The sequence below is a fragment of the Pseudomonas migulae genome, from assembly GCF_043225285.1.
In the GTDB taxonomy this organism is placed as follows: Bacteria; Pseudomonadota; Gammaproteobacteria; order Pseudomonadales; family Pseudomonadaceae; genus Aquipseudomonas; species Aquipseudomonas migulae_C.
This window is the reverse complement of sequence record NZ_CP171224.1, coordinates 2,380,054-2,397,945: the sequence shown is the minus strand read 5'-3', so window position 1 is coordinate 2,397,945 and position 17,892 is coordinate 2,380,054. Positions and strand designations below refer to the sequence as shown.

Here is a 17,892-nt window from a genome sequence, read left to right as displayed (position 1 = left end):
TCAAAACAGGAAAAGATCATGTTCAAGCCCCTGGCCCTGGCCGCTGCTGTCCTCACCGCTTTCAGCCTGAACGCCTTCGCGGCGACGACCGAGTTGACGGTGTACACCGCCCTCGAAGCCGAACAATTGAAGACCTACAAAGAAGCCTTCGAAAAGGCCAACCCGGACGTCGAGATCAAGTGGGTGCGCGATTCCACCGGCATCATCACCGCCAAGCTGCTGGCCGAAAAAGCCCGCCCGCAGGCTGATGCGGTCTGGGGCCTGGCGGCGTCGAGCCTGGCGATTCTCGATCAGCAAGGCATGCTGCAAAGCTACGCACCGAAGGACCTGGGCAAGATCGGCGGCAACTACCGCGACGCCGCCAACCCGCCAGCCTGGGTCGGCATGGACGTCTGGGCCGCGACCATTTGCTTCAACACCGTCGAAGCCGAGAAGCAGGGCCTGACCAAGCCGGTCAGCTGGCAGGACCTGACCAAGCCTGAATACAAAGGCAAGATCGTGATGCCGAACCCGGCCTCGTCCGGCACCGGTTTCCTCGATGTCAGCGCCTGGCTGCAAACCTTTGGCGAGAAGCAGGGCTGGCAGTACATGGACGATCTGCACCAGAACATCGGCCAGTACGTTCACTCCGGTTCCAAGCCTTGCAAACTGGCGGCGGCGGGCGAGTTCCCGATCGGCATTTCCTTCGAATACCCGGCCGTTCAGCTGAAGCGCCAGGGTGCACCGCTGGACATCATCCTGCCGAAAGAAGGCCTGGGCTGGGAGATCGAAGCCACCGCAGTGATCAAGGGCACACCGCACGAAGAAGCGGCGAAGAAGCTGGCGGACTTCTCGGCGAGCCCAGCGGCGATGGAACTGTATAAAGAGAACTTCGCGGTGCTTGCCCAGCCGGGCATTGCCAAGCCGCAGACCGAATTGCCGGCGGATTACGAGCAGCGCCTGATCAAGAACGACTTTGCCTGGGCGTCGAAGAACCGCGACGAGATCCTGACTGAGTGGCGCAAGCGCTATGACGGCAAGTCCGAGAAAGTGGCTGCCAAGTAAGATCTCTATCGGCTGATAGGGCCTCATCGCGAGCAGGCTCGCTCCCACAGAGAGCCGTGGTGTTCACAAAAGCTGTGTTCACCACAAATCCCTGTGGGAGCGAGCCTGCTCGCGATAGCGGTCTCGCATTCAAGGCAAATCCTCATGACACACCCCAACGACATGCTGATCGTAGGCGCCGGCATCCTCGGCCTGTCCCACGCCTACGCCGCCGCCAGACGCGGCCTCAAAGTCACCGTTTTCGAACGCAGCGAAACCCCGCTCGGCGCCTCGGTGCGCAACTTCGGCCAGGCGCTGGTCACCGGCCAGCCACCCGGCCCGATGCTCGAACTGGCCAAGGCCAGCCGCGAGATCTGGGGCCAGTGGGCGCAACAGGCCGGCCTGCAACTCAAGCGTAACGGCTCGTACCTGTTCGCCCGCACCGAAGCGGAAGAACACTTGCTGGAAGCCTTCTGCGCCGGTCGCGCCAAAGAGCACGGTTACCGCGTCGAACTGCTGCGCGACGCTGCCTTGCGCGATCTGTATCGCGGCCAGTTCAGTCATCACCGCGCCGCGTTGCACGGCATGGACGACCAGCAACTGTATTCCCGCGAAGCGATCCCGGCGTTGATCGATTACCTGCGCCGGGAACTGAACGTCGAGTTTCACTTCTCCACCCTGGTGCGTGACATCGAGCCCGGGCGCTTGCACAGCACCGCCGGCAGCTTCAGCGCCGAACGGATCATCGTCTGCTCCGGCCACGATTATCAGACCTTGCTCGCCGAACCGATCGCCGCGCTCGACCCGCAAATCTGCCGCCTGCAAATGCTCCGCGCCCGGCCGCAGATCAACCTCAACCTGCAACACGCGCTGCTCACCGGTTTGAGCTGCGTGCATTACGGCGCCTTTGCCGATCTGCCGGAAGCGGCGGCGGTGCAGGCACAAATCCTGCGGGACGAACCGCACCTGCACGACAACGGCATTCACTTGCTGATCAGCCCGACGCCTCATGGCGAACTGATCATCGGCGATTCCCACCACTACGGCAGCGACCCTTCGCCCTTCAACGCCGAGCAGGTGGACGACTGGATGATCGAACTGGCCGAGCAGACATTGGGCTGCAAGGTGCAAGTGGTCGAGCGCTGGCAGGGTGTCTACGGTTCCCGGGGGCCAGGACCGTTTTCGTTCCTGCGACCGATGCCAGGTGTGAGCGTGGCACTGATGCACACCGGCGTCGGCATGAGTGTTGGCCCGGCAATGGCAGAACGTAATGTCGCGACTGTATTGGGAGAGCTTTGATGGACCGTAATGCGCAAGTGATCGACGAGGTGTTCGCGCTGTACGAACGCTTCGGTGACAGTGATTACATCGGCGAGCCGGTGTCGCAGATCGAGCACATGTCCCAGGCCGCCGAACTGGCCATGGCGGAAGGCTTCGATGACGAAGTGGTGCTGGCCGCGTTCTTCCACGACATCGGGCATATCTGTGCCGAGGGCGCGGAGAACATGGACGGTTTCGGTGTGGTCAGTCACGAACGGCTGGGCGCCGATTATTTGCGGCGCGCCGGTTTCAGCGAGCGGGTGGCGCGGCTGGTGGAATACCACGTGCAAGCCAAGCGTTACCTGACGCTCAAGGAGCCTGGCTACTACGAGCGTTTGAGCGAAGCCAGCCGCCGCACCCTGGAATTTCAGGGTGGCGTGATGACCGCCGAAGAGGCTGAAGCCTTCGAGCAGGATCCGTTGTGCGCCGTCAGTCTACGCATGCGGCAGTGGGATGAGCTGGCCAAGGAAACGTCAGTGCCGGTGATGGACCTGGCAATCCTGAAACGCAAGGCTGAGGCATTGCTGGCCTGCACTTAGTTCCTTCGTAATAGGTGCAGAAGGCGGACAACCGATGGCGAAACCCCTTACACATCGCAGCGGCTTACGGCGACAGGTTCAGCAGGTGCCCAGGAGGTAGTGTTTGCGCTTCTTATCTCATTCAAGGAACGCTCATGCGTTTTTTAGAAGTAACAGCCCAGGATCGTCTTCGTAACGGGAAGGCGGATACAGTCGTTTTGCACTTTCTGGAACAGCCCGAAACTGGCAGCGCGGCAATCTTACGGAGCACGGCGTTTGCGCTAGATATCAACGGTGACGGCAAAGTCGACTATCAAGATAGGCGACGTGACCGGTGATGTCCGAGAGAACACGGTAGATGAGCGGTTGCTGGAGAACTTCGCCAATGCTTATCTGCAACTGAACTGGTCCAACATCGGAGCGACCTGGAAGCGATATCTGAAGGTTTACGCCGAAGATTTTTACGCGGATGGCGCGCCGGACACCGTTCGGCTACACCTTCACGAAGGTGGACCAGCGGTGGCGCGTACGCTCGTTTCATGGCATGTCGCGTATGACCTGGACAATGACAACAAGCTTGATTGGAACATCCACCAGGATATCAACAAGGATGGTGTCATCGACGCAGTGGATGGACAGTTGGTGCAATCCTTGGCTGAGCATTTCCTCAAATTCCGCTGGAAGTGATTGATCTTGAAGTGTTGATGGGCGCACGGATGCGTTATTTGAAAGTGGTTGCGCAGGACCGAAGCGGTAAGGGTGTGGCCGATACGCTTCATTTTGAGTTTTATGAAGATGGCCGGTTGCAGCGCAAGGCAACGGAGGCGGATCGCCAGCGGCTCAAGGCTTTCGGCAACACCTATTTGAAATGCGCCTGGTTCAACTCCGGTGAGGAGGAGGCGCGGCACTTGCGCATCTTCTCGCTGAATCCCTCGGCTGATGGCACGCCTGAATCGGTGCGGCTGCATTTTCATGAGGGGCCGGTGATTGTCTACAAAGCGGCGGCTCATGATGTTGATGGTGACGGTGAGCTGGAAGTGATTTTGAGTTCGGATGTGGACAATGACGGGCGGGCGGATCGCACGGACCGGCGGCGAGTGGCGGCGCTGGTGCGGGAGTTTTTGAAGATCGGCTTTTAACCCCGATACCGAGTTGCGGCCTTCGCGAGCAGGCTCGCTCCCACAGGGGAACGCTGACTCCTTGTGGGAGCGAGCCTGCTCGCGATGGGGACCGCCAGGGCACCGCAGATCTAAAGCTGCTGCGCCAATTCTTCAACCTGCTCCTGCCGCTCCGCCTGACTCAACTTCGCCTGCGGATTGAGCGACGACCACTGCGGATGCGCCCGGGCTTTGTTCAGGGCCTCAGGTAGTTTGCCTTCGCGCCAGGTCTTGTCCTGCGGTGTGGCGACCTGGATGCTGTCCATCGCCGCATGCCCGCGCGCATTCAGCGCCTGCAACAACTGCCGCTGCCGCAACGCCAACAGCCGCAACACGCTGTCATCCACCGTCAATTCCCGTTGCCCCTTGAGCTTGCCCAGCAACCGGCTGCCATAACTGCGCGCGGTTTGCAGGGTGCCGCCGACAATCGCCCCGGCCAGTGCCGCCACGCCGAGGGTAATCCCGCCTACCAGCAAATCCACACCGGCTCCCGCTGCCGCGCCGGCCGCGATACCGCCGCCGACCCGCACGCCCAGTTGCTTGAGGGTTTCCGGGTTGAACAAGTCATCGCCCCAGCGGCCATCGAGCAGCGGCAGATCACTGGCCGCCGCGTCCTGCGGGCGAAAGGCGTAGAGCTTGAGCAAGGCTTCGACACAGCGCTGCTCGCGTTGCCGAACCGCTTTGCGCAGTTCGCTGATGGCCTGCTGTTCCTGTTCGGCATCGCTGACCACGCTGCGCCGGCATGCCGCGCAATCGATCAACAAGTCGGCAATCAAACGCGCTGCACTTTGCTGTCGGGCGAGACGCTGGGCTTGCTGATCGGCGATCAGCCGTTCCAGTTGCTCGCGGGAATTTTCCAGCAGCAACGCGAGGCTTTCGTACAGCCGCCGCTCGCCATCTTCCGGAGGCGCCACGCTGTCGAACCGCACCAGGGCGTGCAACCCCAACCGTGCCAAGGCTTCGCGCCAGTCCGGCTCGCGGTGGTTAGCGCTGCTGACGAAATTCAGCACCGGCAGCAGCGGTTTGCCGCAGCTGGCCAGCACTTCCAGTTCGTCGCGGTACTTGGCCAGCACCGGTTCGCGGGCGTCGATCACGTACAGGCCGGCATCACAGGTCAGCAGTTGCCGCAGCACTTTGGCTTCCTGTTCGAAACGCTGCCGCGCTTCGCTGCCGTCGAGAAAACGCGCCAGCCGCGCCGGGCCGTCGAGGCGTTCACCGGGTCGTTCCAGGCGTTCGAGGTAGTCGAGCAGGGCGATGGCGTCTTCCAGGCCGGGGGTGTCGAACAGGTCCAGCAAAGGCTCGCCGTCTACCGACAACCGCGCGCCTTCGACGTGCCGCGTGGTGCTCGGCCGATGGGAGACTTCGCCGAAACCGACGTCCCGGGTCAATGTGCGCAGCAACGAGGTTTTACCTACGTTGGTGTGGCCGACGACGGCGAGCTTCAGCGGCGCTTTCCACGGATTAGTCATGGCCTGTCTCCAGCCAGTTCAGCGGCGCGCAATCGGCGAAAGGAAGTTCAAGCTGTTGCAGCGCCACGTGCCAGTCACCGAGGCGCTCGGCATCCAGCGCTTCGCCGGGCGGCGCTTGCAGCAACCAGACCCGGGTGGCGCTGGCGCTGCGGGCCAGTTCGGCTATCAGCGCCAGGCTGCCACGGTCCGGCGAGCGCCGTGGGTCGCAGGCGATGGCCAGGCGCGCTGGCGGAAACCGGCTGAGCTGCTCGAGGAGTTTGTGGCGTGATTCGCGGCTGTCGAGGATGCCCGCATCGCTGACGTTCTTCGGCAGGGGCGGCGGCCATGGCCGTTGACCGTCGAGCTCGATGGCCACCAGCAGCGCGCCGTCGCTTTGCAATTCAGTGACGCCGCTTTCCACGCGATGAAGCTGCGCGGGGGCGGCATCGCTGATGCCAAGGCGTTCGCTGGTCGGCATCAGCCGTTCGCGCAGTTGCGCGTAGCCGGGCAGGTTCAGGTCCAGATGCAGATGGGCGCGACCGCGTTTCCAGCGCCACAGGCAAAACAGCGCCAGCAGCAGGCGCGGCACAACGCCGTACACCACCAACACGCCGACCAGCCATGTGGCCCAGGCCTGACGGGCGCTTTCGATGTTAAGCGCGGCATCGCCACTGGCGCGGATCATCTCCACCGTGGGCACGTTGAAACCGAGCAAGGCGGGCAGGGCGCCCAGTGCCTGAGTCATGGCGACAAAGGTGTCGGCGCTGAGCAGGGTGGTTTCCCAGACGAAGCCGTAGCGCCGGGTCGCCATCAGCATCAGCAGGATGACCAGTGCGCTGAGCATCGCCAGCAACCACAAGCCGTTGACCAGCACGCCGAGTGCCCAGCGATTGAGTTTCTGTCGTTGCAGCAACAGCAAAAGGGCCGGTGCCAGTTGCACGGCCTTGGCATCGCGGGCGAGTTTCTCGCTGAGCCACAACCACAAGCGTCCGAGCGTTGCGCCGTGCTCGCCGGCAAACACCAGGCCCAGGGCCCAGCTCAGCAACAGAATCAGGTTCAGCCCGAGCAGACTGCCCAGGGCCCAGAACACATTGACCGGGGTTTGCCCGTCGCCCAATGCGGCAAACGCCAGCCCGGCGCCACTGACCACGGCCAGCAGCGCCATGACGAGCAACGCCAGTCGCGTGCCTTGCAGCCAGTGCCTGAGGGCTTCGCTCAGGCCATCGCGCTCGGCCAGCCACAAGGCGCGGCGTTGAATCCGTGCCGGCAGGTCGCCGCCCGCGGTGCGGGCCAGTCGGTTGGCTTCCAGATCTTCCAGCGGGCCGGCATGTTCTTCACGCAGGCGAATGGTTTCCGTCAGCCAGAGGTTATTCAGTTCAGTCACGCGGCATCCCGTCGCTCAATTGAGCTGTGAGCATAACCGCTGTGGCGCTTGTCGGGGGGGCCACGTTGCGAGAAGCCGAGCCTCTGGTATCCTCGCCGGCATGACTAAATCACTCCCCCTCAGCCTGATCGCAGCCCTCGGTGAAAACCGTGTGATCGGCGTCGACAACAGCATGCCCTGGCACTTGCCGGGGGACTTCAAATACTTCAAGGCCACCACCCTGGGCAAGCCGATCATCATGGGGCGCAAGACCTGGGATTCCCTTGGCCGTCCGCTGCCGGGGCGCTTGAACATCGTGGTCAGCCGTCAAGCGGACCTGGTGCTGGAAGGCGCGGAAGTCTATTCGTCGCTGGAGGCTGCGGTGGCTCGCGCCGAGGAATGGGCGAAGGCCCAGGGCGTCGATGAGCTGATGCTGATTGGCGGGGCGCAGTTGTATGCGCAGGGGTTGGCGCAGGCGGATCGGTTGTATTTGACGCGCGTGGCGTTGAGCCCGGAAGGGGATGCTTGGTTTCCGGAGTTTGATTTGAACCAGTGGAAGCTGGTGTCGAATGTGCCGAATCCGGCGGAAGGCGACAAACCTGCGTACAGCTTTGAGGTTTGGGAGAAGGCTTAAAAGCATCGCGAGCAGGCTCACTCCTACAGGGGAACGCATTCCAATGTAGGAGCGAGCCTGCTCGCGATAGCGGTCTGACAGGCGCTACTTAAGCGTGCGCCAACTCCGAATGCTCATCCGCCTCCAGCAGCGTTTTATCGGTCTGCTGCATGATCTGGCTGGTAATCGCCCCGGCCGTGATCGAACCGCTGACGTTCAACGCCGTACGCCCCATATCAATTAGCGGCTCGACCGAAATCAGCAACGCCACCAATGACACCGGCAAGCCCATCGCCGGCAGTACGATCAGCGCCGCGAACGTCGCGCCACCGCCCACGCCGGCCACACCGGCCGAACTCAGGGTCACAATCGCCACCAGCGTCGCGATCCACAGCGGGTCCAGCGGGTTGATGCCCACGGTCGGCGCCACCATCACTGCCAACATCGCCGGGTACAGGCCGGCGCAACCGTTCTGGCCAATGGTCGCGCCGAACGACGCGGCGAAACTGGCAACGGATTGCGGAATGCCCAGTCGGCTGGTCTGCGCTTCGATGCTCAACGGAATGGTCGCCGCGCTCGAACGGCTGGTGAAGGCAAACGTCAGCACCGGCCAGATCTTGCGGAAGAACCGCAGCGGGTTGATCCCGGCCGCCGACACCAGTACGCCATGGACCACAAACATCAGGCCCAGGCCGATGTAGGACACCACGACAAAACTGCCGAGCTTGATGATGTCTTGCAGGTTGGAGGCGGCGACCACTTTGGTCATCAGCGCCAGCACGCCATACGGGGTCAGCTTCATCACCAGACGCACCAGGCGCATCACCCAGGCTTGCAGGGTGTCGATGGCGTTGATCACTTTCTGACCTTTCTCGACATCGTCCTTCAGCAGTTGCAGCGCGGCGACGCCGAGGAACGCGGCGAAAATCACCACGCTGATGATCGAGGTCGGCTTCGCTCGCGCAAGGTCGGCGAACGGGTTTTGCGGGATGAACGACAGCAGCAACTGCGGCACATTCAGGTCGGCGACCTTGCCCGCGTAGTCGGTCTGAATGGTTTGCAGACGGGCCATTTCCTGGGTGCCGGCGACCAGCCCTTCAGCGGTCAGGCCGAACAGGTTGGTTAGGCCGATCCCGATCAGCGCCGCAATGGCGGTGGTGAACAGCAACGTGCCGATGGTCAGGAAGCTGATCTTGCCTAGGGACGACGCGTTGTGCAGGCGGGCCACGGCGCTGAGGATCGAGGCGAACACCAGCGGGATCACGATCATTTGCAGCAACTGCACGTAACCGTTACCCACCAGATCGAACCAGCCGATCGAGGCTTTCAGTACCGGGTTGCCGGCACCGTAAATCGTGTGTAAGGCAACACCGAACGCCACGCCCAGAACCAGCGCGAGCAGAACTTTTTTTGCCAGGCTCCACGTCGTATGGCGGGTTTGCGCCAAGCCGAAGAGCAGGGCGAGGAACACCAGCAGATTGAGAATCAGCGGCAGATTCATAAGGACTCCGAAAGTGACTTGTGCCAGCCACCTTCCGGGGCAGCTGCGAACCGGCAAGCCTAACAGCTTGATTTTCAATGAATTAATATCAAAAAAGTTGGTTGACTGTCGTTTTTGGAATAAGCCGATGTCGCTTACAGGGATGCAGCTGGCGCGATAGGTACGTTGGCAGTCGCTGACAGACGAGGACTGTCACACTGATTTGTTAGCGTCGATGTCTTTCATTCAGGGAGATCTATCGATGAAGTTCGCACCGAAATTTCTGCTCGCCGCACTCTGCATTGGCCTCGCCGGCCAGGCCTTCGCTACGGATTTGAAACACTGGCCAGCCGATCAGGCCAAGGCGCTGGACGCGATGATCGCGGCCAACGCCAACAAGGGTAACTACGCGGTGTTCGACATGGACAACACCAGTTACCGCTACGACCTCGAAGAGTCGTTGCTGCCGTTCATGGAGAACAAAGGCCTGATCACCCGCGACAAACTCGATCCCTCCCTGAAACTGATTCCGTTCAAGGACACCGCCGACCACAAGGAAAGCCTGTTCAGCTACTACTACCGACTCTGCGAAATCGACGACATGGTTTGCTACCCGTGGGTCGCCCAGGTGTTCTCCGGGTTCACGCTGCAGGAGCTGAAGGGCTATGTCGACGAGCTGATGGCTTCCGGCAAACCGGTGCCGGCCACGTATTACGAGGGCGACGTGGTCAAGAACCTCGACGTCAACCCGCCGAAAATCTTCACCGGCCAGAAAGAGCTCTACAACAAGCTGATGGAGAACGGCATCGAGGTCTACGTGATGACTGCCGCTTCCGAAGAGCTGGTGCGCATGGTTGCGGCCGATCCGAAGTATGGCTACAACGTCAAACCGCAGAACGTGATCGGCGTGACCACGATGCTCAAGGACCGCAAGACCGGCGAGCTGACCACCGCGCGCAAGCAGATCACCGCCGGCAAGTATGACGAGAAGGCCAACCTCGGCCTTGAACTGACCCCGTACCTCTGGACCCCCGCAACCTGGATGGCCGGCAAGCACGCGGCGATCCTGACCTACATCGATGAGTGGAAAAAACCGGTCCTCGTCGGCGGCGACACCCCGACCAGCGACGGCTACATGCTGTTCCACGATGTCGACGTGGCCAAGGGCGGCATCCACCTGTGGGTCAACCGCAAAGACAAGTACATGACCCAGATCAACGGCATGATGGCCAAGCACGCCGCGGCCCAGGCCAAGGAAGGGTTGCCGGTGACGGCGGACAAGAACTGGGTGATCGTGAAGCCTGAAGAAATCCAGTAACCGCGAATTGGATCAGCGATCGCCGCAATCCCCTGTAGGAGCGAGCCTGCTCGCGATGGACGTGAACGATGACGCGTTAAGTCAGACAACCCGCGTCATCGTTAACGACCATCGCGAGCAGGCTCGCTCCTACAGTTGACCGAGCACTGTCCAAAAAAATGCCCCGCACTTGGCGGGGCATTTTTATTGTTGCGACTGACGCTTACAGCCCGTCAAGCATCGCCTTGTTGCGCACGGCACCTTTGTCGGCGCTGGTCGCCAGCAGGGCGTAGGCCTTCAGTGCGGTGGTCACCTTGCGTGGACGTTTTTCCACAGGCTTCCAGCCTTTCTGATCCTGTTCGGCGCGGCGGCCGGCCAGTTCTTCATCGCTGACCAACAGGTTGATCGAGCGGTTCGGAATGTCGATCAGCACTTTGTCGCCGTCCTGCACCAGGCCAATCGCGCCGCCCGCTGCCGCTTCCGGCGAAGCGTGGCCGATGGACAGACCCGAAGTGCCGCCGGAGAAACGGCCGTCGGTAAGCAGGGCGCAGGCTTTGCCCAGGCCTTTGGATTTCAGGTACGACGTCGGGTACAGCATTTCCTGCATGCCCGGGCCGCCTTTCGGGCCTTCGTAACGGATGATCACGATGTCGCCGGCCTTCACTTCGTCGGCGAGGATGCCGCGCACGGCGCTGTCCTGGCTTTCGAAGATCTTCGCGTTGCCTTCGAACACGTGGATCGACTCGTCGACGCCGGCGGTTTTCACCACGCAGCCGTCCAGCGCGATGTTGCCGTAGAGAACGGCCAGGCCGCCTTCTTTCGAGTAGGCGTGCTCGACACTGCGGATGCAGCCGTTTTCACGGTCGTCGTCGAGGGTTTCCCAACGGGTCGACTGGCTGAATGCGGTTTGCGTCGGGATGCCCGCCGGACCGGCCTTGAAGAAGTGATGCACCGCTTCGTCGTCGGTCTGGGTGATGTCCCACTTGGCGATGCCTTCGGCCAACGTCTTGCTGTGCACGGTCGGCAGTTCGGTGTGCAGCAGGCCGCCACGGGCCAGCGAACCGAGGATGCTGAAGATCCCGCCGGCGCGGTGCACGTCTTCCATGTGGTACTTCTGGATGTTCGGCGCGACTTTGCACAGTTGCGGCACGTGACGGGAAAGACGGTCGATGTCGCGCAGGTCGAAATCGATCTCGGCTTCCTGGGCGGCGGCCAGCAAGTGCAGGATGGTGTTGGTGGAACCGCCCATGGCGATGTCCAGGGTCATGGCGTTTTCGAACGCCTTGAAGTTGGCGATGTTGCGCGGCAGAACCGACTCGTCGTTCTCGCCGTAGTAACGCTTGCACAGCTCGACGATGGTGCGGCCGGCCTGCAGGAACAGCTGCTCGCGGTCGCTGTGGGTCGCGAGGGTCGAACCGTTGCCCGGCAAGGCCAGGCCCAGGGCTTCAACCAGGCAGTTCATCGAGTTGGCGGTGAACATGCCGGAGCACGAACCGCAGGTCGGGCAGGCGCTGCGCTCGTACTCGGCAACCTTCTCGTCAGAAGCGCTGGAGTCGGCGGCGATCACCATGGCGTCGACCAGGTCGAGACCGTGGCTGGCCAGTTTGGTCTTGCCGGCTTCCATCGGGCCGCCGGAGACGAAGATCACCGGGATGTTCAGGCGCAGGGCAGCCATCAGCATGCCGGGGGTGATCTTGTCGCAGTTGGAGATGCAGACAATGGCGTCGGCACAGTGGGCGTTGACCATGTACTCGACGGAGTCGGCGATGATCTCGCGGCTCGGCAGCGAATACAGCATGCCGTCGTGGCCCATGGCGATGCCGTCGTCGACCGCGATGGTGTTGAATTCTTTTGCCACGCCACCGGCGCGTTCGATTTCACGGGCGACCAGCTGGCCAAGGTCCTTGAGGTGGACGTGGCCCGGTACGAACTGGGTGAACGAGTTGGCAATGGCGATGATCGGCTTTTTGAAGTCGTCATCTTTCATCCCCGTGGCGCGCCACAGTGCGCGGGCACCGGCCATGTTGCGGCCGTGGGTGGATGTTTTCGAGCGGTAATCAGGCATGAAGCACTCCGGGCGGCTAATCAGGTATCAAAAGGGAAGTGAGCTTCTATTGACGTCTGGAACACTCAGAAATGGCCGTGTGTCCGGAAGTTGCCGATAACTTTGCGGGATCGCCGCGCGCTTCAGCTTGAGCTCATAAACCCGCCGGGGGATGACTGGCGATGAATGTCGCGATTCTACACGGCTGGCGGCTGGAGGGAATGCCGGGCTGTATGGAGATAGCGCTTACGAGACGTGCGGACGCACAAACAACGCAGCCTACTGTAGGAGCGAGCTCGCTCGCGAAAAACCTGAGGGTGCCGCGGAGCTCCAGGTTGCCAGCGTTATCGTTGACGTTTTTCGTCGGAACGCCGCCCGGAGCAAGCTCGCTCCTACAGGGCGGGGCGTCAGATCCAGATGGCATCCCACAACGGATAATCGCCGATGTGTTCGACCAGCCTGGCTCGCAAGGGATTGGCAACGATGTAACGAGCCATCGCTCTCAGGTCATCTTCGCGACGCAGCGCGCGGTCGAAGTAACCCTTTTGCCATACGGGAGCCGAAAATCCTCGTTGCTGATTGATGAGTCGTGCACAGCGGGATTTAGTGACTTGCATAAGTTTCGGCAAATCACCGTTATGCAGTTCAACCAACCAATGGATGTGGTCAGGCATTACGACCCAGGCCAAGGAGCTGGCATTACCCTCTTCTTCAGCTCTCCTGAACTCGCTCACCGCTAACCGACCCATGCGCCAGTCCTTGAAGATGGGCTGCCTCTCATGGGTAACAGCGGTCAAAAGATAGGCTCGGCCAGGTTCAGAGTGACGGCCCGCGCGCAAGCGATGAGCGTGTGGGGGTTTGGACATTCCGTTGTCCTCTTCTTTGATGTGAATTAGAAACGGTAGGTGCGGAATCGGCAGTTGTCGTTGCAACAATAGTTCCGAATATGTCACGGACCTGTAGGAGCGAGCTCGCTCGCGAAAAACGAATAGGTTACGCGGGGTGTCAGGCTGCCAGCGTTATCGTTGGCGACCATCGCGAGCAAGCTCGCTCCTACAGGAGGGCGTCCGGCGCATGATTAATGCATTCAAACCAAGACCTGCGACGCTCAAGGTCAGGAAGCACAAGGAAAGGGCCGTGACCAGGTCTTCGGATGCGACGTTGATCACCACGCTGATCACGCCGCCGCACAGGAAGATCATCACGCCGCCGACCGAGGAGGACGTGCCCGCATCCTGTGGATGGAGGGTCATGGCTTTGGAGTTGGCGACAGGCCTGGCAATGGTGGTGCCGGCGGTGCAGATGAGCATGGGGATCAGCACGGCCGCGGCAGTGAGCCCGAACTGATTTGCCAGCCACAGCATGACCAGTCCCGACAATGCGATCAGGCCGAGGCCGATCACTATCTGTGAATGGGCCGGCAACCGCCGATGCAGAGCGCTGGCGACTATTCCGCCGATTACATATGCCACGCCATACAGCAACAATGCCCAGGCGAACTCGTAAGGCGAGAGGGCGAGGCGCTCCATGAAAATGATTGGCGAAATGACGATGAACGAAAAATGGCAGGCAAAGGCCAGCGCTGAAATCAGCCAGTAACCCATGAAGCGTAGATCGGAGCAGAGCCGCCAGTAGGCGCTGAAAAAATGCCCTGGCGAAGGATTGCGACTGCGTGGATGGTTCCTGAGCAAGACGCCGGCCTTGATCCAGACGATGACGGCCAGCGCGATGTAGACATAGAAGCTGCCCTGCCAATCCAGATGCATCTGCAACCAGGTTCCAAGCAGCGGAGATAGGGAAATGAACACTCCGCCGCCGGTGGTCATCCAGATCCTCATCCGTTCCTGTTCCTTGCCGACGAACAGATCCTGAATCAGAGCCTGCGACAGTACGAAAGCGCCACAACCCACGGCCTGAATGACGCGAAACACCAGGAACCAGCCGTATTCGCTGGCAATCAGGCAGCCCGTTGCACCGACGATCGAGATGCCGATGCCCGTCAGCAAAAGGGTTTTACGCCCCCACAAATCCGACAGCGGTCCGACCAACACCACGGATAGCCCGAGGCCAATGGCGAACAGGCTGACGGATAAGGCTATGTCGGAAGCTGAGGTCAGGAAGTAATCAGAGAGCGCGGGAAAGGACGGGAGCACCACGTCCAGCGGGAAAACACCCAGTAACGTCATCGTCATCAAAAGCAGGACGAGCGACGATTTTTTCGCGGCGTGTGGGGAAGGGGGCATCAACAACACTCTCGATCCGTGAGGGGTGATCGAGGGTTGGCTTGATGAGGAGGGAAGTCAATGCGGAAGGTGCAGGACTGTTCCGAATCTATTGTAGGAGCGAGCCTGCTCGCGATAAACGAGCAGGCTACGCGGGTATCAGGCAGCCAGCGTTATCGTTGGCGACCATCGCGAGCAGGCTCGCTCCTACAAGGGTTTTGCGGTGTTAGCTGTTTGGCAGCAACCGGCAGGTGATGCTCTTGATGTAGCGGGTTTCAGCAATCGCCGGGTGCACCGGATGGTCCGGGCCCTGGCCGCCGCGTTCGAGCATCTGGATGTTGCGGTCCAGGTGGCGGGCGCTGGTGAGCAGGATGTTCTGCAGGTCGTCTTCCGGCAGGTGCATCGAGCAGGATGCGCTGATCAGGATGCCGTCCTTGCTGAGCAGGCGCATGGCTTGCTCGTTCAGGCGGCGGTAGGCGCCTTCGCCGTTTTTCATGTCTTTCTTGCGTTTGATGAACGCCGGCGGGTCGGCCACGATCACGTCGAAACGCTCTTCGTTGGCTTTCAGTTCTTTCAGCGCTTCGAATACGTCGCCTTCAAGGCAGGTTATTTTTTCGGCGAAACCGTTCAGCGCGGCATTGCGCTCGACGCCGTCGAGGGCGAAGGACGAGGCATCGACGCAGAACACTTCACTGGCGCCGAACGCTGCGGCTTGCACGCCCCAGCCGCCGATGTAGCTGTAAAGGTCGAGGACGCGTTTGCCTTTGGCGTACGGGGCCAGGCGTGCGCGGTTCATGCGGTGGTCGTAGAACCAGCCGGTTTTTTGGCCTTGGATGACCGGGGCTTCGAATTTCACGCCGTTCTCTTCCAGCGCGACCCACTCCGGCACCAGGCCGAACACGGTTTCGACGTAGCGGTTGAGGCCTTCGGCGTCACGGGCGGCAGAGTCGTTCTTGAACAGGATGCCGCTTGGCTTGAGCACTTGGGTCAGCGCTGCGATCACGTCGTCTTTATGCGCTTCCATGGTCGCCGAAGCGATCTGCACCACGAGGATGTCGCCGAAACGGTCGACCACCAGGCCCGGCAGCAGGTCGGAATCGCCGTAGACCAGGCGGTAGAACGGCTTGTCGAACAGGCGATCGCGCAGGGACAGGGCGACGTTCAGGCGGTGCACCAGCAGCGACTTGTCCAGCGGCAACTTGATGTCGCGCGACAGCAGGCGGGCGCAGATCAGGTTGTTCGGGCTCATGGCGACGATGCCCAGCAGCTTGCCGCCGGCGGCTTCGAGGATCGCCTGGTCACCGGCCTTGAAGCCGTGCAACGGGGTGGCGGCCACGTCGATTTCGTTGCTGTAGACCCACAGGTGGCCGTTTCGCAGGCGACGGTCGGCGTTGGCTTTGAGGCGCAGGCTAGGCAGGGACATGACGTCGCTCCGGAAAAAAGAGCGGGAGTATAGCGTGTTGAGTGTGGTGGCGGGTTTGAAGGCGATGAAACACTGATGACGCCATCGCGAGCAGGCTCACTCCCACAGGGGAATGCATTCCAAATGTAGGAGTGAGCCTGCTCGCGAAGGCGATTTTGAATGCTGCGCCGATAATGAAACTTCCACCGATGTAACTGCCGGCCTGTCGGATCCAACTTTATAAAGGTTAGAATCGGCGCCTGTCCAAGAGTGTGTACTTATGTCCCAAGAGCTGACCACCGAACAGATCCAACAGTCCCTGCAAGGCATCAGCGTGCCGGCGCAACCGCAGATCATGGTGGATCTGCAGATGGAGCAGTACATGCCCGACCCGGATCTGGAGACGATCGCCAAGCTGATCTCCCAGGACCCGGGCCTTTCTGGCTCTTTGTTGAAAATCGTCAACTCGCCGTATTACGGGCTGACCAACAAGATCACCTCGATCCAGCGCGCGGTGAACCTGCTGGGCAGCCGCTCGATCATCAACCTGATCAACGCCCAGTCGATCAAGGGTGAAATGAACGATGACACCATCGTCACCCTGAACCGTTTCTGGGACACCGCCCAGGACGTAGCAATGACCTGCCTGAGCCTGGCCAAGCGCATCGGTGTCCAGGCCGGCGATGAAGCGTATGCCCTCGGTCTGTTCCATGACTGCGGCGTGCCGCTGATGTTGCAGCGTTTCCCCGCCTACATGACGACACTCGAAGAGGCTTACGCCAATGCGAGCGCCGAGTGCCGGGTGGTGGACACCGAGAATCGGGTGTTCAATACCAACCATGCGGTGGTCGGTTACTACACGGCCAAATCCTGGCGCCTGCCGGAGCATGTCAGTGCTGCGATCGCCAATCACCACAATGCGCTGGCGATTTTCAGCGATGAGTCCTCGCGCAACAGCCAGCTGAAAAACCTGCTGGCGATCCTGAAAATGGCCGAGCACATCTGCGCGTCCTACCGGGTACTGGGCAACCAGAACGAGGACCACGAATGGAACAGCATTTCCGCGTTGGTGCTGGATTACGTCGGCCTGTCGGATTACGACTTCGAAACCCTCAAACAAACGATTCGCGACCTCGGCGCTCACCGCTGAGCATCGAGAGCCTGATTCGAGAGCGCCATGCCTGAACTGCCGGAAGTCGAAACCACCCGCCGCGGGATTGCGCCGCACCTGGAAGGCCAGCGCGTCAGCCGGGTGATCGTGCGTGACCGCCGCCTGCGCTGGCCGATTCCCGAAGACCTGGATGTGCGCCTCTCCGGCCAGCGGATTGTGCTGGTGGAACGCCGCGCCAAGTACCTGTTGATCAATGCCGAAGTGGGCACGCTGATCAGCCATCTGGGCATGTCGGGCAACCTGCGCCTGGTGGAGGTCGGCATGCCGGCAGCCAAGCATGAGCATGTGGATATCGAGCTCGAGTCGGGCCTGGCCCTGCGTTACACGGACCCGCGCCGCTTTGGCGCGATGCTTTGGAGCCTCGACCCGCTCAACCACGAATTGTTGATTCGCCTGGGGCCGGAGCCGTTGACCGACCTGTTCGACGGCGAGCGTCTGTTCCAGCAGTCCCGCGGGCGTTCGATGGCGGTCAAGCCGTTCATCATGGACAACGCCGTGGTGGTCGGCGTCGGCAATATCTACGCGACCGAAGCGCTGTTTGCCGCCGGGATCGACCCGCGCCGCGAGGCCAAAAGCATCTCCCGGGCGCGTTACCTGAAGCTGGCGATCGAGATCAAACGGATTTTGGCGGCCGCTATCGAGCGCGGCGGCACCACATTGCGTGACTTCATCGGTGGTGACGGCCAGCCCGGTTATTTCCAGCAGGAATTGTTCGTGTATGGCCGCGGCAGCGAGCCGTGCAAGGTCTGCGGAACGGAGCTGCGAGAGGTCAAGCTCGGGCAACGCGCCAGTGTCTTCTGCCCACGCTGCCAGAGCTGACACGTCCTACGGTCT

Annotated in this window: 16 protein-coding genes; 9 read left to right on the top strand and 7 right to left on the bottom strand. The window is 61.3% G+C overall.

Annotated features, from left to right (window positions below):
* Nucleotides 1-18: 18 nt before the first annotated feature.
* The 5 genes from ACF6ZU_RS11115 (at nt 19) to ACF6ZU_RS11095 (ending at nt 4,000) form a co-directional block, all read left to right on the top strand.
* Nucleotides 19-1,044 carry a putative 2-aminoethylphosphonate ABC transporter substrate-binding protein gene (locus tag ACF6ZU_RS11115; protein ID WP_392892326.1) on the top strand — a complete coding sequence of 342 codons (1,026 nt, stop codon included), beginning with the start codon at nt 19-21 and terminating at the stop codon, nt 1,042-1,044.
* A 144-nt stretch (nt 1,045-1,188) separates the two neighbouring features.
* A complete protein-coding gene (locus ACF6ZU_RS11110) occupies nt 1,189-2,322 on the top strand; it encodes a TIGR03364 family FAD-dependent oxidoreductase (RefSeq protein ID WP_392892325.1) in 1,134 nt (377 codons plus the stop codon).
* Nucleotides 2,322-2,882, top strand: a complete 561-nt coding sequence (locus tag ACF6ZU_RS11105) for a phosphonate degradation HD-domain oxygenase (RefSeq protein ID WP_392892323.1) — start codon at nt 2,322-2,324, stop codon at nt 2,880-2,882. Before ACF6ZU_RS11110 ends, ACF6ZU_RS11105 begins: the two co-directional genes overlap by 1 nt.
* Before the next feature lie 306 nt (nt 2,883-3,188).
* Nucleotides 3,189-3,548 (top strand): hypothetical protein, encoded by a 360-nt coding sequence (locus ACF6ZU_RS11100; RefSeq protein WP_392892321.1) that lies wholly within the window; start codon nt 3,189-3,191, stop codon nt 3,546-3,548.
* A gap of 29 nt (nt 3,549-3,577) precedes the next feature.
* Nucleotides 3,578-4,000: a hypothetical protein gene (locus ACF6ZU_RS11095; RefSeq protein ID WP_392892319.1), complete on the top strand. Its 423-nt coding sequence runs from the start codon at nt 3,578-3,580 to the stop codon at nt 3,998-4,000.
* A gap of 110 nt (nt 4,001-4,110) precedes the next feature.
* Here the strand turns inward: ACF6ZU_RS11095 and ACF6ZU_RS11090 are convergent, their stop codons facing one another.
* The gene (locus ACF6ZU_RS11090; protein ID WP_392892317.1) at nt 4,111-5,487 is read right to left on the bottom strand and encodes a GTPase/DUF3482 domain-containing protein; all 1,377 of its coding nucleotides are present in this window, start codon (nt 5,485-5,487) and stop codon (nt 4,111-4,113) included.
* Complete coding sequence (locus tag ACF6ZU_RS11085) at nt 5,480-6,850, bottom strand: DUF2868 domain-containing protein (protein ID WP_392892315.1); 1,371 nt, start codon at nt 6,848-6,850, stop codon at nt 5,480-5,482. The genes ACF6ZU_RS11090 and ACF6ZU_RS11085 overlap by 8 nt, the downstream gene beginning before the upstream one ends.
* A gap of 100 nt (nt 6,851-6,950) precedes the next feature.
* On the opposite strand from ACF6ZU_RS11085, the gene ACF6ZU_RS11080 reads away from it, so the two are divergent.
* The gene (locus tag ACF6ZU_RS11080; RefSeq protein ID WP_392892313.1) at nt 6,951-7,463 is read left to right on the top strand and encodes a dihydrofolate reductase; all 513 of its coding nucleotides are present in this window, start codon (nt 6,951-6,953) and stop codon (nt 7,461-7,463) included.
* A gap of 88 nt (nt 7,464-7,551) precedes the next feature.
* Here the strand turns inward: ACF6ZU_RS11080 and ACF6ZU_RS11075 are convergent, their stop codons facing one another.
* Nucleotides 7,552-8,943, bottom strand: coding sequence for an L-cystine transporter (locus tag ACF6ZU_RS11075; protein ID WP_392892312.1), 1,392 nt, complete (start codon nt 8,941-8,943; stop codon nt 7,552-7,554).
* A 241-nt stretch (nt 8,944-9,184) separates the two neighbouring features.
* On the opposite strand from ACF6ZU_RS11075, the gene ACF6ZU_RS11070 reads away from it, so the two are divergent.
* Nucleotides 9,185-10,240 carry a haloacid dehalogenase-like hydrolase gene (locus tag ACF6ZU_RS11070; protein WP_392892310.1) on the top strand — a complete coding sequence of 352 codons (1,056 nt, stop codon included), beginning with the start codon at nt 9,185-9,187 and terminating at the stop codon, nt 10,238-10,240.
* Between the two features lie 202 nt (nt 10,241-10,442).
* On the opposite strand, the gene ilvD is transcribed toward ACF6ZU_RS11070, so the two are convergent.
* From ilvD to ACF6ZU_RS11050, 4 genes are all read right to left on the bottom strand, one after another.
* Entirely contained in the window at nt 10,443-12,284 is a 1,842-nt protein-coding gene (ilvD, locus tag ACF6ZU_RS11065; protein ID WP_392892308.1) for a dihydroxy-acid dehydratase, read from the bottom strand.
* A 386-nt stretch (nt 12,285-12,670) separates the two neighbouring features.
* A complete protein-coding gene (locus ACF6ZU_RS11060) occupies nt 12,671-13,129 on the bottom strand; it encodes a transposase (protein WP_392893778.1) in 459 nt (152 codons plus the stop codon).
* Nucleotides 13,130-13,282: 153 nt separating this feature from the next.
* Nucleotides 13,283-14,506, bottom strand: a complete 1,224-nt coding sequence (locus ACF6ZU_RS11055) for an MFS transporter (protein WP_392892307.1) — start codon at nt 14,504-14,506, stop codon at nt 13,283-13,285.
* A gap of 205 nt (nt 14,507-14,711) precedes the next feature.
* Entirely contained in the window at nt 14,712-15,908 is a 1,197-nt protein-coding gene (locus tag ACF6ZU_RS11050) for a class I SAM-dependent rRNA methyltransferase (RefSeq protein WP_392892306.1), read from the bottom strand.
* Between the two features lie 313 nt (nt 15,909-16,221).
* Between ACF6ZU_RS11050 and ACF6ZU_RS11045 the strand changes: the two genes are divergently transcribed.
* Nucleotides 16,222-17,037 carry an HDOD domain-containing protein gene (locus ACF6ZU_RS11045; RefSeq protein ID WP_392893776.1) on the top strand — a complete coding sequence of 272 codons (816 nt, stop codon included), beginning with the start codon at nt 16,222-16,224 and terminating at the stop codon, nt 17,035-17,037.
* Between the two features lie 27 nt (nt 17,038-17,064).
* Nucleotides 17,065-17,877 carry a bifunctional DNA-formamidopyrimidine glycosylase/DNA-(apurinic or apyrimidinic site) lyase gene (gene mutM, locus ACF6ZU_RS11040; RefSeq protein ID WP_392892304.1) on the top strand — a complete coding sequence of 271 codons (813 nt, stop codon included), beginning with the start codon at nt 17,065-17,067 and terminating at the stop codon, nt 17,875-17,877.
* Nucleotides 17,878-17,892: the final 15 nt, after the last annotated feature.

What these genes read in the sequence shown, in the direction of transcription:
- ACF6ZU_RS11115 (WP_392892326.1), top strand. Translation starts at nt 19, where the DNA reads ATGTTCAAGCCCCTGGCCCTGGCCGCTGCTGTCCTCACCGCTTTCAGC.
- ACF6ZU_RS11110 (WP_392892325.1), top strand. Translation starts at nt 1,189, where the DNA reads ATGACACACCCCAACGACATGCTGATCGTAGGCGCCGGCATCCTCGGC.
- ACF6ZU_RS11105 (WP_392892323.1), top strand. Translation starts at nt 2,322, where the DNA reads ATGGACCGTAATGCGCAAGTGATCGACGAGGTGTTCGCGCTGTACGAA.
- ACF6ZU_RS11095 (WP_392892319.1), top strand. Translation starts at nt 3,578, where the DNA reads ATGCGTTATTTGAAAGTGGTTGCGCAGGACCGAAGCGGTAAGGGTGTG.
- ACF6ZU_RS11090 (WP_392892317.1), bottom strand. Translation starts at nt 5,487, where the DNA reads ATGACTAATCCGTGGAAAGCGCCGCTGAAGCTCGCCGTCGTCGGCCAC.
- ACF6ZU_RS11080 (WP_392892313.1), top strand. Translation starts at nt 6,951, where the DNA reads ATGACTAAATCACTCCCCCTCAGCCTGATCGCAGCCCTCGGTGAAAAC.
- ACF6ZU_RS11075 (WP_392892312.1), bottom strand. Translation starts at nt 8,943, where the DNA reads ATGAATCTGCCGCTGATTCTCAATCTGCTGGTGTTCCTCGCCCTGCTC.
- ACF6ZU_RS11070 (WP_392892310.1), top strand. Translation starts at nt 9,185, where the DNA reads ATGAAGTTCGCACCGAAATTTCTGCTCGCCGCACTCTGCATTGGCCTC.
- ilvD (WP_392892308.1), bottom strand. Translation starts at nt 12,284, where the DNA reads ATGCCTGATTACCGCTCGAAAACATCCACCCACGGCCGCAACATGGCC.
- ACF6ZU_RS11060 (WP_392893778.1), bottom strand. Translation starts at nt 13,129, where the DNA reads ATGTCCAAACCCCCACACGCTCATCGCTTGCGCGCGGGCCGTCACTCT.
- ACF6ZU_RS11055 (WP_392892307.1), bottom strand. Translation starts at nt 14,506, where the DNA reads ATGCCCCCTTCCCCACACGCCGCGAAAAAATCGTCGCTCGTCCTGCTT.
- ACF6ZU_RS11050 (WP_392892306.1), bottom strand. Translation starts at nt 15,908, where the DNA reads ATGTCCCTGCCTAGCCTGCGCCTCAAAGCCAACGCCGACCGTCGCCTG.
- mutM (WP_392892304.1), top strand. Translation starts at nt 17,065, where the DNA reads ATGCCTGAACTGCCGGAAGTCGAAACCACCCGCCGCGGGATTGCGCCG.